This window comes from Microcystis sp. (assembly GCF_048564745.1).
Classification (GTDB): Bacteria; Cyanobacteriota; Cyanobacteriia; order Cyanobacteriales; family Microcystaceae; genus Microcystis; species Microcystis ichthyoblabe_A.
Genome location: NZ_JBLZRT010000081.1, coordinates 1 through 15,965, shown reverse-complemented (window position 1 = coordinate 15,965; position 15,965 = coordinate 1). Strand labels below are relative to the sequence as shown.

Below are 15,965 nucleotides of genomic sequence, written 5' to 3'. Positions count from 1 at the left end.
AGCACTCCAACCCTTATCGTGACTTGATTTCAGTTTTTTCTTTGTCAGTAAGGGTGTCAACAAGGAATATTACAGATTGTTAACCGAGTCTTGAAAGCCTTGTGCTACAAAGGTTTGAAATGTTAAGAAAGATGTGACTAAAGGACAGCTTATCAAGGGGGGCAGGGGGGATCGAACCTAAAATCCATTTTTAATTTAATTAAGTAGGTAGGCGTTAAAAGTTGTCAGACACCCCCCTTATCAAGGGGGGATTAAGGGGGGATCGGCACCCCCCTTATCAAGGGGGGCAGGGGGGATCGAACCTAAAATCCATTTTTAATTTAATTATAACCAGCTACTTAATTCCTCTTGACAAAATCCCAGCACTTGACATATACTTATTTATATAATGGGAATCCCTGCCTGCCTGCGACCCCCTCATTTTCAGGCTAAATAGACTTAGGAAAATTAAATTTATTTCCGTCTCCTGGTGAGACTATTCTGGGCTGCCTCTCAGTGCTTTTACCATTGGTACAATCATATTATTCTGCGGAGCGATTGCAGAGGATAATTTCTCTTGACAAAATCCCACTGTGGGGAAATATCTAGATTAAATTTTGGACGCACATGATGCGCTTATTGTAATTAGTACAATCATATTATTCTCTGGAGCGATTGCATTCGTCCTCTTTAAGGGGGAATAATAATACAATTGAGAATGCAGTCAATCCCCTTAATCTCTATGGTCAATAAACTATACTACGGTGATAACCTAGAAGTGCTGCGGAAGTATATCAAAGATGAATCGATCGATCTTTGTTATATCGATCCACCCTTTAATTCTAAACGCAATTACAACCAAATTTATAACAACTTAGGCAAGGAAGATCAAGCACAAGCACAAGCGTTTGTGGATACCTGGACATGGGATAATCACGCTAACGAAGCTTTAGAAGAAATTCAAAGCAACTATCAAGGTAAATTTACCGGTCAGACTATCGATTTAATTGACGGTTTAACCAAAGTTTTAGGTAAAGGTAGTCTTCTCGCTTATCTGGTGAGTATGACTCTGAGGATTGTGGAAATCCATCGAGTTTTAAAATCTACCGGTAGCTTTTATCTCCACTGCGATCCTACTGCTAGTCATTATTTAAAAATAGTTTTAGATACTATTTTTTGCTCTCAGGGGGGTGATTTTTTCAATGAGATTGTTTGGAAAAGAACTACGGCACACAATGATCCTCAAAGATATGGAAGAATTCAGGATCGTCTGTTTTTTTACAGCAAAACACAGGCTAAGACATTTAATCATATAGATGCCTATCATTCCCAAGAACAATTAGCAAGATATAAATACTCAGACTCTAAAGGTTTATACAGAGCAGAAAACTTAACTGCTCCTCATTTTTCCGAATCACGAACTATAGAATGGCGTGGAGTCCATCCAGGTAATAATAGACAATGGCGGTTTTCTATAGAAAAACTAGAAGAACTATATAGTCAGGGTTATATTTTGTTACAGAAGGATGGCCGGCCTAGAAAAGATGGTCTTAAGCAATATTTATCAGAAACTAAAAGCCCTGTAATTCAAGATATATGGACAGATATTATCTTTGCTCCAACTACAAAAGAACGTCTGGGTTATCCCACACAAAAACCGGAGGCATTGTTAGAAAGAATAATCAAAGCAAGTAGTAATAAAGGAGACATAATTTTAGATGCCTATTGTGGGTGTGGAACGACGATCGCTGTAGCAGAGAGATTAGAAAGAAACTGGATTGGAATTGATATAACCTATCAGAGTATTAGCTTAATGTTAAAGCGATTAGAGGACTCCTTTGGTAAAAATGTTTTAGATAAAATTGAACTGAATGGTATTCCCAAAGATCTAGAATCAGCCAAAGCATTAGCCACTAAACCCGATGATCGTACCCGCAAAGAATTTGAGAAATGGGCGGTTTTAACCTATAGTAATAACCGGGCCGTGATTAATGACAAAAAAGGGGCAGATAAAGGAGTCGATGCTATTGCCTATTTTCAGGGAGATAAAGACAACCGGGAGAAAATTATTTTTCAAGTAAAATCCGGTAATGTCAAATCGGGAGACATCAGAGATCTACAGGGAACTATGACACTACAAGGGGCAGCCCTGGGTATATTTATCACCTTGAAACCCCCTAGCAAAGATATGATACAAACAGCCAAATCTGCGGGAATTTATCGCGGTCGTTATATGAGTCAAAGTGTGGATAAAATTGAGATTGTGACAGTACAAGAAATCCTTGAACAAAAAAAACGTCTCGATGTTATCCTCACCTTTGAAGTCCTGAAAGCTGCCGAAAAACAAAGGGAAACCCAAGGACAACAAATGAGTTTAGATATACCCTTCCCCGAATAAATCTCCTTTGTTTAAGTAGCTAGGTATTAAGTAGCTGGTTATAATTAAATTGAAGATAGATTTTGGGTTCGATCCCCCCTACCCCCCTTGATAAGGGGGGATTGAGGGGGGATTGAGGGGGAATAGGGTGATAATTTTGTTAAAATATAGGTCAGCCTTAACCTAGAATTGAATTGAAAATGTATGATTCTACCTGTAAATTTATCGCCCTTGAATATTCGAGAGACTTGGCCACTTGGTTACTGGGTAAACCCTTAGAATTAACAGAAATTAAACCCTCGGAATTATCCCTAGAGCCAATTAGAGCCGATACTTTAATCTTTTTGGAGTCGGAAGAATTAATCTTACATATCGAGTTCCAAACCGACCCTAAAGAAGATATTCCCTATAGAATGCTAGATTATGCCACCAGACTCTATCGACGCTATCCCCGTAAACCTATCCATCAAGTGGTTATTTATCTAAGGAAAAGTGACTCCCCCACAGTCCGACAGAATGATTATAAACAAGGGAAAACCTCTCATCAATTTGAAGTGATTAGACTTTGGGAACAACCCTCGGAACCCCTATTAAAGGCCCCCGGACTGTTTCCCTTTGCCATACTCGCTCAAGCTGAGAAACAAGAAAACTTACTGCGGCAAATTGCCCAAGAAATCGAGCAAATCAGCGATAGTCGAGAACAAAGTAATCTGGCCGCATCTACCGCAATTCTAGCCGGGTTAGTATTAGAGAAAGACATCATCCAACGATTATTGAGGAAAGACATCATGAAAGAATCCGTTATCTATCAAGAAATCTGGTCGGAAGGTTTACAAGAGGGACGACAAGAGGGACGACAAGAGGGAGAAGCTAACCTAGTTTTACGTCAATTAAATCGGCGTGTAGGGGACATTTCCCCCGAATTATTGCCCAATATCCGCAGTCTTGACCTAGAACAGTTAGAAAACTTGGGAGAAGCTTTGTTAGATTTTCAGTCACTACAAGATTTAGAAGAATGGCTGGAAAATTGCCGAGCTAGTTAGTACAAGTAAACTAAATGCTGTCTATCCATTGCCATGGAAGCAGCAAGCTCTCAACTCCCTTGAGAGTAGTTAACACTTTAATCTATTCCGCGGTAGAGATCGGCGATCGCTAAATCTAGGTTAATACTTGACAGGATCACCCGATCGCCTGTCTCGTAAATAGTCGTTTCCCATGTCCCCAGAGAATTACGACGACGGCATTCCACGCGCTGGATTTCTTGGGAAATTAATACATATTCTTCTAAAGTTTCTATCTGTTGATAATCTTGGAATTTTTCGCCCTTGTCAAAAGCAATCGTACTGGGGGAAAGCACTTCCGCAATTAGTTTCGGATAGCGTTTCAGATAACGATCTTGGCGATCGCGAGGATCGCAGGTAACAAAAGCATCGGGATAGTAATAAAACTGATCTTGATAGTTAACCTTGACATTACCCGAGTAAAACCGACAGTCTGTAGAGTCGCCGAAATGCAGGTTAACCAGAGCGAGTAGATTAAGGGCAATGCGATCGTGATTATCCGTACCGCCGGCCATCGCATAAACCAAACCACGTCGGTATTCATGGCGGATCTGACTCTGGCGCTCGATAGCGAGATATTCTTGGGGACTGATGTAGTTGGGAACTGCGATCATAATCTCTAGGGGAAAGCCTAGTATCAATTATAGTACGAGAATGGCTAAGGCTCTCCTATTCTTTGTGTGATCAGTTTAGGGACTTGCGTGGGAATAATATCCCAATCGATCGGAGGGCGCAAGCTTTGCGCCCCTACAGTAACGGATTTTGTCCACAATGTAGGGGCGAACTGCGTTCGCCCAAAAGGTACATTATCAAAGCGCAAGTCCCTTAACTTACATATCAGCGATCGATCTTTGTGTCCTTTGTCTCTTTGTGGTTCCTGACCCAGAGAGCCGATAAACCAGCGCAAGAGGGCAAAATCTTGATAAACTGAGGGGATAACTATCCCAGACAATCCCCATGACCACTCACTTTATTAGTGCCGAAATCGACCTACAGGAAACCCCGCAACAACTGCAGAAAGAAATCGAAAAAGAATTAGCCAAACGCGGTGAACCCTTGCGTTGGGCAATCACAGAAGTGGATACCGAGAATAATCAAGTCAAAGTCGAAGCGATTGTCACCACTGCCTCGTGAATTCCCGTCCCTATACCGCCGTACTAATTATTCCCACCGGCATCGGGGCAGCGATTGGCGGTTATGCCGGGGATGGCATTCCCGTGGCCAGAGCGATCGCCCAAGTTTGTGATCGCCTAATTACCCATCCCAATGTCCTCAACGGCGCACAACTGTACTGGCCCCTAGGCAACACCTACTATGTAGAGGGTTACGCTTTAGATCGTTTTGCCCAGGGGGATTGGGGATTAAGTCCCGTCCATCAAAATCGCATCGGGTTACTATTCGATCGCGCCATTGAATTTGACCTCTTGCAAAGACACCTTCAGGCTGCCGATGCTGTCCGGGCTACCCTGGGCTTAGATCTCACCGATTACGTTATCACCGATGCCCCCTTAAATGTGCAGTTGCGAGAGGCAGCCTCCGGGGCAAGTTGGGGAACAATTGGCAATCCTGACAGCTTGCTGCGGGGAGCAGAAAAACTGATTAACCAGGGCCGGGCGGAAGCGATCGCCATTGTTGCCCGTTTTCCCGACGATCCCGATAGCATTGCCCTGGCTAATTATCGCCATGGTCAGGGGGTGGATCCCCTTGCCGGGGCCGAGGCGGTAATTTCCCATCTGGTGGTGCGACAATTCCAAATACCAGCAGCCCACGCCCCCGCTTTAAGTCCGCTGCCCCTCGATCCGCAACTTTCCCCCAAGGCCGCAGCCGAAGAAATCGGTTATACTTTTTTACCCTGCGTTTTGGTGGGTTTGAGTCGCGCCCCCCAATTGGTCAAGCGGCCTGGTCCGGATGCTATTTGGGGCCGGGAGGTGGACGCGCTGATCGTTCCCGCCAGTGCTTGCGGCTCTAGCACAGTTTTGAGTTTTTGTCAAGAAAAAACTGTACTGGTTGCTGTGCAGGAAAATAGTACAAGAATGAAGGTGGCCCCGGAACCTCTAGGGGTGAAAGCAATTAGGGTACACTCGTATATGGAGGCGATCGGTGCGATCGTTTGTCAACGGGCAGGGGTTAGCCTCGCATCTCTTCGCCCTAATTTAAACTCTTTACGCTGTTTATCCGAGAATCCGTGACTAATTCCCCTAATCCCGAATTTGATCCCCTGACACGCACACAAGTCCTCACCATTATGGCGGTAACGGCGATTATCTTGCTGGTAGTCGCCAAAGTTTGGCAATATTTCGGTGCGATCGCTATTCCCGCCATTCGCTTGACTCTCCCGGATTTCCTGTTCGGATTAGCCTTAGCGGGGGCAATTAGTGGAATTAGTGGGCTTCTCTATCGTTTTTGGTCTAGTTATCGCCATAGTGCTAACGCTTACTTAGAATTAGTCATTAAACCTTTAGCATGGCCCGATTTAATTTGGATTGGATTACTGCCGGGGTTAAGTGAAGAATTATTATTTCGCGGGGTGATTTTGCCAGCTTTGGGCTTAAATATCTTTGGTTTAACCGTTTCTAGTCTGATTTTTGGTATCCTCCATTTTAGCGGTTCCCAACAATGGCCCTATGTTATCTGGGCAACTGTTGTCGGTTTTGCCCTCGGTTATACCGTCATCATCACCGGTAATTTATTAATCCCGATCCTCGCTCATATTATCACCAATCTCCTCGCTAGTTTTCTCTGGAAATTACAGCATAGTAATCAGTAATCAGTTATCAGTAATCAGTTATCAGTTATCAGTGACTACTCCTGTCTCCTATAAAAAAAATGGAAGTGCAATTTCGCGAATTTAATCCTTTTGATGTCTGGTTTTGGCTGGAATTTTCCACAGTTCCCTCGAATATGGAACAGCAGTATGTAGAAGAAGTTTTTGCCTCTTGGTTTTATTTGGGTAAATTAGGGGCTTTCAATGCCGAAAACCTACAGGTACAGGAGGTGGGAGTCGATATTAGTTATATGGAATACGATCCAGATATGGCCGAAAATGCCTTTATGTCACCGATGCACAATATGACCGATTTTGAATACTTAGGTACTTGGGGACGTTGTTGGTTTGATCTCGGTACTAGCGATCTTATTGCTTTGGATATTTTAATCAATGCCTTGACCCAATTAAGTAAGGATTTTGTCGATATTAAACGTTTAATTATCGGGGGAGAAAATCAAGATTGGACGGTTAGCGATCGCAGTAATTATCTCTTTAGCGAATAATTAGGTTTTACTGAAAAAGTTTCTTGGTGGGGTCAGAATTCTCCGAGTCAGGAGTTTATTTTTATTTATTTATTCTCCCCACACCCCACACCCCACACCCCACACCCGTTCGGACTTCGGCGTGAGCTCAGTCGAACGCTGAGCTCACGGCCGAAGCCCACACCCCACACCCCACTTCCCACACCCCACTTAAAAACATCTATGCTTAATCTCGTCTCCCTTCCAGAAATTCCCGCCGCTGCTTGGAAACGTCCTCTAGGCAAAGGTTGGGAAAAACCCTACAGCGTCCGCTATGCCAGCAATTTAGATGATGGTCCTTGGCATGGGATGCCTCTGGGGGGATTTGGGGCCGGTTGCATCGGACGTTCCCCCAAAGGTGACTTTAACCTCTGGCATCTGGACGGCGGTGAACACAGTTTTAATAGCCTTCCTGCCTGTCAATTTAGCATTTTTGAACAAACAGAAGACGGAAGCGCCCAAGCCTACGCTATGGCGACGGAAAGCCCGACGGATGGAACATTATCGCGCTGGTCGTGGTATCCAGCCGAAAAGGGAACATATTCTGCCCTTTATCCCCGCAGTTGGTACGAGTACAAAGATGTTTTTCAGACTCAATTAATTTGCGAACAATTCTCACCGGTTTGGGCGCATAATTATCAAGAAAGTAGTTATCCTATTGCCCTATTTGAATGGACGGCTCATAATCCCACCGATAAACCGATTACTATTAGTATTATGCTGACTTGGCAAAATACAATCGGTTGGTTTACTAACGCGATTAAATCCCCAGTGGTTAAGGTGAGAGATGATGGTAGTCCCGTCTATGAATATCAATCAAAATGGGGGGAAAGTGAGGGTAATTATAATCAATGGATTGTCGATAATTTCCGCGTTGGCTGTCTGATGCGTCGGGATTACGAAAACCCCGGAGAAGGGGATGGACAGATGGCGATTGCCAGTATTACTAATCCGAGTCTAGAGGTATTTTATCTGGGTAAATGGAACCCTGCCGGCGATGGGGGCGAAGTTTGGGACTATTTCGCCATGAATGGCTCTTTACCGGATATTGAGGACGAAACCCCCGCCCAAAAAGGGGAACAAACGGCCACGGCCATGGCGATTCGTTTTACCATTCGTCCGGGGAAAACTCGCAAAATTCCTTTTATTTTAGCTTGGGATTTACCAGTCACCGAATTTGCCGAAGGAATTAACTATTATCGTCGTTATACGGACTTTTTCGGTCGCAATGGTCAAAATGCTTGGGCGATGGTACGCACGGCTTTAAAACACGGTGATACATGGCGAGAAAATATTATTAACTGGCAAAAACCGATCCTAGAACGCAGCGATCTGGCCGATTGGTTTAAAATGGCTTTATTTAACGAATTATACCTCCTAACTGACGGCGGCACTCTCTGGACGGCAGCCACGGAACAGGATGCCATCGGTCAATTCGGAGTGTTAGAATGTATTGATTATCGTTGGTATGAAAGTCTGGATGTGCGTCTCTATGGTTCCTTTGGGTTATTGATGTTATGGCCGCGCTTAGAAAAGGCCGTCATGGAAGCTTTTGCGAGGGCAATTCCCAGCAGTGACGACACTCCTCGGATTATCGGTTATAACCAAGCTAGTGCCATTCGTAAGGCTAAAAATGCCACTCCCCACGATTTAGGCGCACCCAATGAACACCCTTGGCAAAAGAGCAATTACACCAGTTATCAAGATTGTAATCTCTGGAAAGATTTAGGCAGTGATTTTGTTTTATTAGTCTATCGGGATTATTTATTAACGGGGGCTAAAGATGAGGATTTTCTGCGGGAATGTTGGCCGTCAATTGTCCTGACTTTGCAATATTTAAAAACTTTTGACCTTGATAACGATGGCATCCCCGAAAATTCTGGCGCACCAGACCAAACCTTTGATGATTGGCGTTTACAGGGAATTAGTGCCTATTGTGGTGGTTTGTGGATAGCGGCCCTAGAAGCAACGATTAAAATTGGCGAAATCATTGGAGAAGATACGGCAATTTTTACCAGTTGGTTACAGCAATCTCGCGCTATTTATCATCAGACTCTCTGGAATGGAGAATATTATAATTTAGATAGTGGCAGTGGTTCCGATGTGGTGATGACTGATCAATTATGCGGTCAATTTTATGCCCGTTTATTGGCTTTACCAGATGTGGTAGAAAATCAATACACGCAATCAGCTTTAGGTAAGATTTATCAGGCTTGTTTTCTCAAGTTTCATGGGGGAAAATTTGGGGCGGCCAATGGTTTAAAACCCGATGGTACTCCCGAAAATCCCGAGGCAACTCATCCCTTGGAAGTTTGGGTAGGAATTAATTTTGGGTTGGTGGCTTTTTTACTACAAATGGGAATGGAAAAGCAAGGATGGCAAATTACAGAAGCGGTGGTGAAACAAGTCTATGAAAATGGCCTACAATTTCGCACCCCGGAAGCAATAACATCGGTGGGAACTTTTCGTGCTTGTCATTATTTACGCGCCATGGCTATCTGGTCTATCTATGGGGTTTTGACGGAATTTCAGGGATAAGTAGGTAGGCGTTAAAAATTATCAGATACCCCCCTTATCAAGGGTAGATCCCCCCGCCTATCGGCACCCCCCTTATCAAGGGGGGCAGGGGGGATCGAACCTAAAATCCATTTTTAATTTAATTATAACCAGCTACTTATTTTATTCTTGTTCTAAAGTGGGAAAAACCGTTTAAAATTGAAAATTAACAGGGATAGGGAAGCCCTGTAACCGCACGATCATGGCTAAAATTGTCGGTGTTCACGGTATCGCGCAAGAATTTAGGGGTAGCCACACGATTTCTGCTGAGTGGTTGCCAAGTCTCAAGGATGGATTGAAACTCGCGGGAACCGAGTTAGAGTCCGATACTGATTTTCGTTGTGCGTTTTACGGAGACCTTTTCCGGGGAAAATCGAAAGCGATCGGTATCCCGAACTACGATGTTAATGATATCGATTCCGATTGGGAAAAAGAATTACTTCAGTTGTGGTGGCAAGAAACGGAACGATTAGAAAATAATCATCCCAATGCGAATAGCCTTTTGAGAGAAAAATCTACCCCAAAAATTATCCAGAGAGCTTTGTCGGGGTTAAGTGAATCTCGGTTTTTCGGTAGCATTGCCGAGAAATTGGTTATTTCTTATCTTAAGCAAGTGGGGAGCTATTTACACGATCGAAAGCTAAAACAGCAGATTCAAGAGCGAGTAATAGAATGTATCAATGAAGAAGATACGCGGGTACTTGTAGCTCATTCTCTCGGTTCGATCGTCTGTTACGAAACTTTATGTCAGCATCCAGAATGGCCGATTAAAGTCTTTGTCACTCTCGGTTCTCCTTTGGGGATAAGACAATTAATTTTCGATCGACTGCAACCATCCCCCCGCAATAATCTGGGGTGCTGGCCCGGAAATGTGGAAAGATGGGTAAATATCGCGGACGATGGCGATGTGGTGGCGTTGACAAAGCAACTCAACCCTTTATTTGAGGGAACTATCGAGGATAAGCTAGTTTATAATGGTTGCGAGGCTCATGATGCCAAAAGGTATCTTACGGCGGTTGAAACTGGGGAAGCGATTCGATCGGGGTTAATCGATTGATGGGTAATGGTATGGATGAAGAAATCAAGTATTATCTAATCGCTTGTGGGACAAAGGATTACAAGAACTTAGACCCTGACGAGCAATTACCCAGCGTCGAGACGGATTTAGAACGGGTAATCGATCTGTTTACTCGTGATTTTGGATACCAGCGAGTGTTAACCGATTTAGATATTAATCCGAAAAAAGATGAAATTACCCTCAAATTTGCTCAATGGCTTCAACAAAATCGCCGTGAAACCGATATTGTCATTTTTTATTATTCCGGTCACGGCGAGTATATACTGGGGGATAGACATTATCTTTTACTGGAGGATACCGATCCTAAACTAATTGGACAAACGGCTCTATCGACCGAAGATTTAGTTCGTCCTCTCAATAATGATGGGGTTCGGATAGCGCAGATACTGTATATTATCGATACCTGTTGCTCGCAAATGGGAGCGGTGGAAGTTACAAAATTCGCTGCTGGCTCGATCGGGATATATCGATCGAGCAAAGAAAAAAATATTGCCGTTCACACGATCGCCGCTTGTCGTGCCAAACAAGAGGCTAAAGAGAGTGTATTCTCTACCGTTTTGGCAGCAGTTTTGAAAGATTTTTGTCAACAGTCTCGTAATCGATATATTTCCCCCGGTGAAATTGTAGGCAAAGTTAATGAAAAAATTCCCGACTCAATGCCACAAGACGTTGTACATAACCTGACGGGATCTGAAACGGTTGCAAAATTTTTTCCAGTTATTCCTAAAACGATACGAACTTGGGAAGAAAAACGCCTTGAATTCACAGAAGAATTATTGAATGAATTTAAAAAACATTTATCAAAAAATTTACTTTTTATCAATTCATTTTTATTGAATAGTAAATTTTTAGAAGAGTTTATTTTGGACGATCTAGAACTTAAAAAACAATTAAAAAAATTATCAAACAAGCCGGTTATAGAGGGTATCTGTCCTCTCATAGCTTGTTCCGATTGGTGTCTAAATAGGTTATTAGAAGAAGATAGGATTAACCCGTCGATTGATGCTATCGAAGCTTGGCAGTTTAGGGTTATTAAGTATCGAGAAAATGCGGATTTAGATAAAATACAAAATGAAGTCAGGCAGTCGTGGGAAAAATTCAAGGAACGTATTAATCGAGAAGAACTGAGACTTCAAATTGAAATAGAACAGGATCTCGATAAAGATAATAATACTGGAAGGGTGTTCAACTCATTTCACTTAAGAATGAATCTTTGGATTAAAAGTCAACATCGCCCCTTAGGAAGATTTGCTGAAAACGAAAAAATTGAATTAAATAGCGAAATAGAATCTTGTCCAGAAAGTCAGACATTTCTCGCTAATTTAATTCGCAAAGCTCGTTATAGTTTGCCGAACACAGTAAAGCTAAATCTCGAAATTTTTCTGCCAATAAAAGTTTTAAAATACCCTCTGGAAGAATTTCAATTTAAGCGGGGTACAACGTTGAAATCTCTAGGATACGAGTACCCCGTCTTTATTAACTCCTTCGATCGCTATTTCGATGAAGATTTCCGAGAAATCCGCGACGAGATCGAGGAGATCAAGAGAGCTTTATGGGAAAATAATAGCGATCTTGACCGGGAACATTACTACATCGGAACCGAACCATCGATCGCCGATCTGGAAGATATCGTCGAATCCCTGCCGATCGCCGTCTGGAGTCGAAACGCCAATCAACCGATGACAGATAACGATCTAAAACCCTCGGAATGGAAAAACTGGCCCGATAAGATCAAAGAATTACGCAGAAACAAGCGAAAAATCGCCCTTTTCTGGGACGATCTATACCCCAAACCCTCCCCGAGACCGAGACCTCTAAACACGAGAGTGGTGGAATCCAATGGCCAATAAACCAGTTACCGAAGCAGAAGACCTTCTCATCTATCGGGGTTTGACCCTGAGCGCCGATAGTTTACCCACACCCGAAGAACAAAGAAAACACCTCGATCGCATCCCACCGCCCCCCCCTTGGCGCAGTTTTAGCCTGTCCCCGGAAGAATGGACAAAAGCGGCAAAATCGCAGAAAATACCGCCCGAACAGGGAAAAATCGACCCTAGGGCTTTAGGATTCTTCGTGGATAAGAAATCGAAAGCGGTGGAATTGGTGAATGCTGCCCTCTGCTTGCGTCGTCCCCTACTGATCGAGGGCAACCCCGGCGCCGGCAAGACTTCCCTGGCCTACGCAGTTGCCCTGGAATTGGGACTACCCGGCCCCTACCGTTGGTCGATCGTTTCCCGCACCACCCTTAAAGAGGGTCTTTATGCCTACGATGCGATCGGACGGTTACAGGAAGCTTCCCTACAAAGACAGAAAGTGGGAGAGGGGGGAAAGTACGAGGAACCAGATATCGGCAGCTATCTAAGATTAGGTCCCATGGGGATGGCTTTTTATCGATCCCGTCCAGGACGACCGGCGGTGCTGCTAATTGATGAGATCGATAAAAGCGACATCGATATGCCTAACGATCTCCTCCATATTTTCGAGGAGGGATTTTTTGAAATCCCGGAACTGACACGATTAAAAACCGGCGACCAATCCGTTCTTCCCTATCGCGGTCAACAGGACGACAGCGAGGAAAAAATCCCGATCGCTCGAGGTTGTGTGTCTTGTCAGGAGTTCCCCCTAGTATTCATGACCAGTAACGAGGCCCGGGAGTTTCCCCCTGCTTTCCTGCGTCGATGTTTGCGTTTAAGACTCGAACAACCCGACAACGAGGATGATTTCTATCGGATACTAGAGAAACGTTTCCCCCCGGAGAGCCTAAATCAATTGGACGAACCGGCCAGAAATCTGATCCGGAAATTTCTCGATCGAATCAAACGCAAAGACAAACTAGCCACCGATCAACTGCTCAACGCGGTCTATCTGTTACTACAGGGAAACGACCTCACCGACCCCGATAGCAAGCTGCTAGACACCATCTTTAAATCCTTGCAAGGGTAGGGGGAGAGATGGAAGGGAAAAAAGCCATCTGGTGGGAAGACGAGAGGGAAATGGCAGAACTGATCTGGTGCGCTGCTTACCTCGATCGAATTATCGCGCCTTGGTTGATCGAGCAGCCTGAACATTCGGAAGCAACCTCATCTAATGATCAGGAGGATAACCGGTCATCCGGCAGCGGTGAAAAAACCCCTCCCCCCGGAGCGATCGAGTCAACGATTCCCGTTGCCTATCCCGAAACCATCGATCGCCCGATGCAGACCTCCCGGAAGCGCGATTCGGTCGAGAGCGATCGTTCTTCTCCCGTTCGCGTCCCCGATCCCTTTCCGATACCCGAACCCACCGCCATCAGTAAGGCAATTCTCCCCCTAGCGCGTCGCGTGCCTGGATTACGGGCCGACGAGTTGGATATCGAGGTTACGGTGGAACGGACGGCCGAAGCGGGGGGATTACCGATGCTCGCTTTCCGACCCCCCCTAGAACGTTGGTTAGAGGTTCACCTGTTGATCGATCGCTCTCCCCCGATGGAATTTTGGGGAGATCTAGCGGGGGGAATGACTACTCTCTTCCGTTGGCAAGGCTTTTTTCGGGACGTGCGGGTTTGGTGGTTCGAGACCGGTGAAAATGAAGCTCGTTTGCTTTCCGGTGCGGGGCAAATCGAACGGAACCCTCGCAGTCTGGTTGCACCCTCCGGAAACCGACTTTTTATTGTCCTAACCGATACTTTGGGGAAAGCTTGGCGATCGGGGTCTGCCTTCGCCACCCTAGCGGATCTGGGCAAAGAACACCCCGTCACCATCGCTCACATTTTCCCGCAGGAGCTATGGCAACGAACCGCTTTAGAGGGAGCAATCCTCCGGCCTTTGATTGCACCGGGTCCCGCTTCTGCCAATGCAATACTGCAAGTGGGGGAAAGACTCCGCACGAAGCAGATTCTCTATCGGTTCCCTATTTTCAATCTATCCCCCGCTCACTTTGCAACCTGGGCGAAATTTATCGCTGGGAGCGGTGGTAACTCGATTCAGGGGGTTTTAATGGGAGCAACCACTGCGGGGGTGAATATGGGTGAAACCGGAGAAGAAGAGGCAGCCGCTCTGGAAGCGGAATCCCCGGAAGAGTTATTGAGAGGCTTTTTAATCGATGCCAGTCCCTTGGCCCGAGAACTGGCTAAAGTGCTGGCGGCCGTTCCCCTGATTCCTCCGGTGATGCGATTGGCACAGCGGCGATTTTTACCCGATAGTAAACATTGGCATCTAGCGGAGGTCTTTTTTAGCGGACTGGTCGAAAAATCTACCTTTAGTCCGGAGGGAGCGACGGTTCCGGATGCTTGGTACGATTTTTACCCTGGTATTCGTCAGCTACTGTTGGCAGATAGTGCCAACCGGCGCACGATCGATATTTGGCGCGGCATCGGCGATTATATTCGCGACCATTACGGCGAATTTCGCGATTTTTCGGCTCTAATCCCCAATCCACAGGGTTCTCTAGCGGATGCAGTCAGCGATCGCTCTCTCTATTTCGCTGAGGTGGACGCGGCTGTTCTCCGCACTTGGGGGGGAGAGTACGCCGATATCGCCCAAAACATCGAGGAGAGAGTGAGGCAGCGAAAACAGGAAATCTTGACCCCGGAAAAACTCCTAAAATTCCCCTTCGAGACCCTATACGTCGATAAACGGGGAGAAATTACCAAAAGAGAATCCCGGGAGGCCTACTACTACCAAGAACCCCTAGGGGAGGGCATCGAACCCCTGACTATGGTTGCTATCCCGGGGGGCGAATTCCTGATGGGTTCACCGCAAGACGAGAAAGATAGTTTTGGTGATGAACGCCCTCAACATGAGGTTACTGTCTCCAACTTTTTCATGGGTAAATATCCCATCACCCAAGCTCAGTGGAAAGCGATCGCCTCTCGCACGGATTTAAAAGTAGAAAAAGACCTTGATCTCAACCCGGCCCATTTTAAAGACCGTCCCGATAGCGATCGCCGTCCCGTGGAACGAGTCAACTGGTACGATGCGATCGAATTCTGTGCGAGATTATCAAAACTAAAGGAGGGAAGGGAATACCGACTACCGAGTGAAGCGGAATGGGAATACGCTTGTCGTGCTGGAACCACCACCCCATTTTACTTTGGGGAAACCATTACGGGGGAATTGGCCAACTACAATGCCAGCTATACCTACGCAGAAGAAGCGAAGGGAGAATATCGAGAAGAAACGACTCCCGTGGGACAATTTCCCCCCAATGCCTTCGGACTGTACGATATGCACGGCAATGTCCGCGAGTGGTGCGCCGATACTTGGCACGATAATTATGATGGTGCGCCGACGGATGGCAGTGCCTGGACAGAAAAGGGGAATGATTATCGTTCTCCTCTGCGGGGCGGTTCCTGGGGCTACCTTCCTAATTACTGCCGTTCCGCGATTCGCAGCCTCAACTACCGCCGCGACATCCGCCTCTACTATGACGGTTTTCGGGTAGTCTGCGTATTCGGGAGGACCCTGTAACCCTTTTCCCCTTTTTTTCCCTTTTTTCCCTCATTCCCTTTTTTGGAATTTTTTTGGGCAGGCTATAGTGCAAGTGTATTGGTTTAGGGGGTCAATTACCTGGGGGGTTTGATCCCCCCTGCCCCCCTTGATAAGGGGGGTTTGATCCCCCCTGCCCCCCTTGATAAGGGGGGTTTGAT

12 protein-coding genes are annotated in these 15,965 nt (G+C 45.6%); 11 read left to right on the top strand and 1 reads right to left on the bottom strand.

Going from position 1 to position 15,965, the window contains the following annotated elements:
• The first annotated feature begins 721 nt into the window (after nucleotides 1-721).
• Together ACOCD9_RS10465 and ACOCD9_RS10460 are read left to right on the top strand one after the other, a co-directional pair.
• On the top strand, nucleotides 722-2,377 hold the full coding sequence (locus ACOCD9_RS10465) for a DNA methyltransferase (RefSeq protein WP_419547367.1): 1,656 nt from the start codon (nucleotides 722-724) through the stop codon (nucleotides 2,375-2,377).
• 179 nt (nucleotides 2,378-2,556) lie between these two features.
• Nucleotides 2,557-3,399, top strand: a complete 843-nt coding sequence (locus tag ACOCD9_RS10460) for an Rpn family recombination-promoting nuclease/putative transposase (protein WP_287704478.1) — start codon at nucleotides 2,557-2,559, stop codon at nucleotides 3,397-3,399.
• Between the two features lie 77 nt (nucleotides 3,400-3,476).
• Here the strand turns inward: ACOCD9_RS10460 and ACOCD9_RS10455 are convergent, their stop codons facing one another.
• On the bottom strand, nucleotides 3,477-4,031 hold the full coding sequence (locus ACOCD9_RS10455) for a Uma2 family endonuclease (protein WP_419547366.1): 555 nt from the start codon (nucleotides 4,029-4,031) through the stop codon (nucleotides 3,477-3,479).
• A gap of 343 nt (nucleotides 4,032-4,374) precedes the next feature.
• On the opposite strand from ACOCD9_RS10455, the gene ACOCD9_RS10450 reads away from it, so the two are divergent.
• From ACOCD9_RS10450 to ACOCD9_RS10410, 9 genes are all read left to right on the top strand, one after another.
• Entirely contained in the window at nucleotides 4,375-4,551 is a 177-nt protein-coding gene (locus ACOCD9_RS10450; protein ID WP_419547365.1) for a hypothetical protein, read from the top strand.
• Nucleotides 4,548-5,606 carry a DUF3326 domain-containing protein gene (locus ACOCD9_RS10445; RefSeq protein ID WP_287704474.1) on the top strand — a complete coding sequence of 353 codons (1,059 nt, stop codon included), beginning with the start codon at nucleotides 4,548-4,550 and terminating at the stop codon, nucleotides 5,604-5,606. Before ACOCD9_RS10450 ends, ACOCD9_RS10445 begins: the two co-directional genes overlap by 4 nt.
• Nucleotides 5,603-6,184 carry a CPBP family intramembrane glutamic endopeptidase gene (locus tag ACOCD9_RS10440; protein WP_419547364.1) on the top strand — a complete coding sequence of 194 codons (582 nt, stop codon included), beginning with the start codon at nucleotides 5,603-5,605 and terminating at the stop codon, nucleotides 6,182-6,184. The genes ACOCD9_RS10445 and ACOCD9_RS10440 overlap by 4 nt, the downstream gene beginning before the upstream one ends.
• A 59-nt stretch (nucleotides 6,185-6,243) precedes the next feature.
• Nucleotides 6,244-6,687, top strand: coding sequence for a DUF3531 family protein (locus tag ACOCD9_RS10435; RefSeq protein WP_012264377.1), 444 nt, complete (start codon nucleotides 6,244-6,246; stop codon nucleotides 6,685-6,687).
• A 201-nt stretch (nucleotides 6,688-6,888) separates the two neighbouring features.
• Nucleotides 6,889-9,243, top strand: a complete 2,355-nt coding sequence (locus tag ACOCD9_RS10430) for a GH116 family glycosyl hydrolase (RefSeq protein ID WP_419547363.1) — start codon at nucleotides 6,889-6,891, stop codon at nucleotides 9,241-9,243.
• A 220-nt stretch (nucleotides 9,244-9,463) separates the two neighbouring features.
• Nucleotides 9,464-10,318: a hypothetical protein gene (locus tag ACOCD9_RS10425; protein ID WP_419547362.1), complete on the top strand. Its 855-nt coding sequence runs from the start codon at nucleotides 9,464-9,466 to the stop codon at nucleotides 10,316-10,318.
• Nucleotides 10,319-10,329: 11 nt separating this feature from the next.
• Entirely contained in the window at nucleotides 10,330-12,189 is a 1,860-nt protein-coding gene (locus tag ACOCD9_RS10420; RefSeq protein WP_419547360.1) for a caspase family protein, read from the top strand.
• Nucleotides 12,179-13,282, top strand: a complete 1,104-nt coding sequence (locus tag ACOCD9_RS10415; protein WP_419547358.1) for an AAA family ATPase — start codon at nucleotides 12,179-12,181, stop codon at nucleotides 13,280-13,282. Before ACOCD9_RS10420 ends, ACOCD9_RS10415 begins: the two co-directional genes overlap by 11 nt.
• 8 nt (nucleotides 13,283-13,290) lie before the next feature.
• Nucleotides 13,291-15,786, top strand: a complete 2,496-nt coding sequence (locus ACOCD9_RS10410) for an SAV_2336 N-terminal domain-related protein (protein ID WP_419547357.1) — start codon at nucleotides 13,291-13,293, stop codon at nucleotides 15,784-15,786.
• Nucleotides 15,787-15,965 lie beyond the last annotated feature (179 nt).

Bases quoted from the DNA above. Each gene is read 5' to 3' on its own strand.
- ACOCD9_RS10435 (WP_012264377.1), top strand. From the start codon at position 6,244: ATGGAAGTGCAATTTCGCGAATTTAATCCTTTTGATGTCTGGTTTTGG.
- ACOCD9_RS10430 (WP_419547363.1), top strand. From the start codon at position 6,889: ATGCTTAATCTCGTCTCCCTTCCAGAAATTCCCGCCGCTGCTTGGAAA.
- ACOCD9_RS10450 (WP_419547365.1), top strand. From the start codon at position 4,375: ATGACCACTCACTTTATTAGTGCCGAAATCGACCTACAGGAAACCCCG.
- ACOCD9_RS10460 (WP_287704478.1), top strand. From the start codon at position 2,557: ATGTATGATTCTACCTGTAAATTTATCGCCCTTGAATATTCGAGAGAC.
- ACOCD9_RS10425 (WP_419547362.1), top strand. From the start codon at position 9,464: ATGGCTAAAATTGTCGGTGTTCACGGTATCGCGCAAGAATTTAGGGGT.
- ACOCD9_RS10465 (WP_419547367.1), top strand. From the start codon at position 722: ATGGTCAATAAACTATACTACGGTGATAACCTAGAAGTGCTGCGGAAG.
- ACOCD9_RS10420 (WP_419547360.1), top strand. From the start codon at position 10,330: ATGGATGAAGAAATCAAGTATTATCTAATCGCTTGTGGGACAAAGGAT.
- ACOCD9_RS10455 (WP_419547366.1), bottom strand. From the start codon at position 4,031: ATGATCGCAGTTCCCAACTACATCAGTCCCCAAGAATATCTCGCTATC.
- ACOCD9_RS10410 (WP_419547357.1), top strand. From the start codon at position 13,291: ATGGAAGGGAAAAAAGCCATCTGGTGGGAAGACGAGAGGGAAATGGCA.
- ACOCD9_RS10415 (WP_419547358.1), top strand. From the start codon at position 12,179: ATGGCCAATAAACCAGTTACCGAAGCAGAAGACCTTCTCATCTATCGG.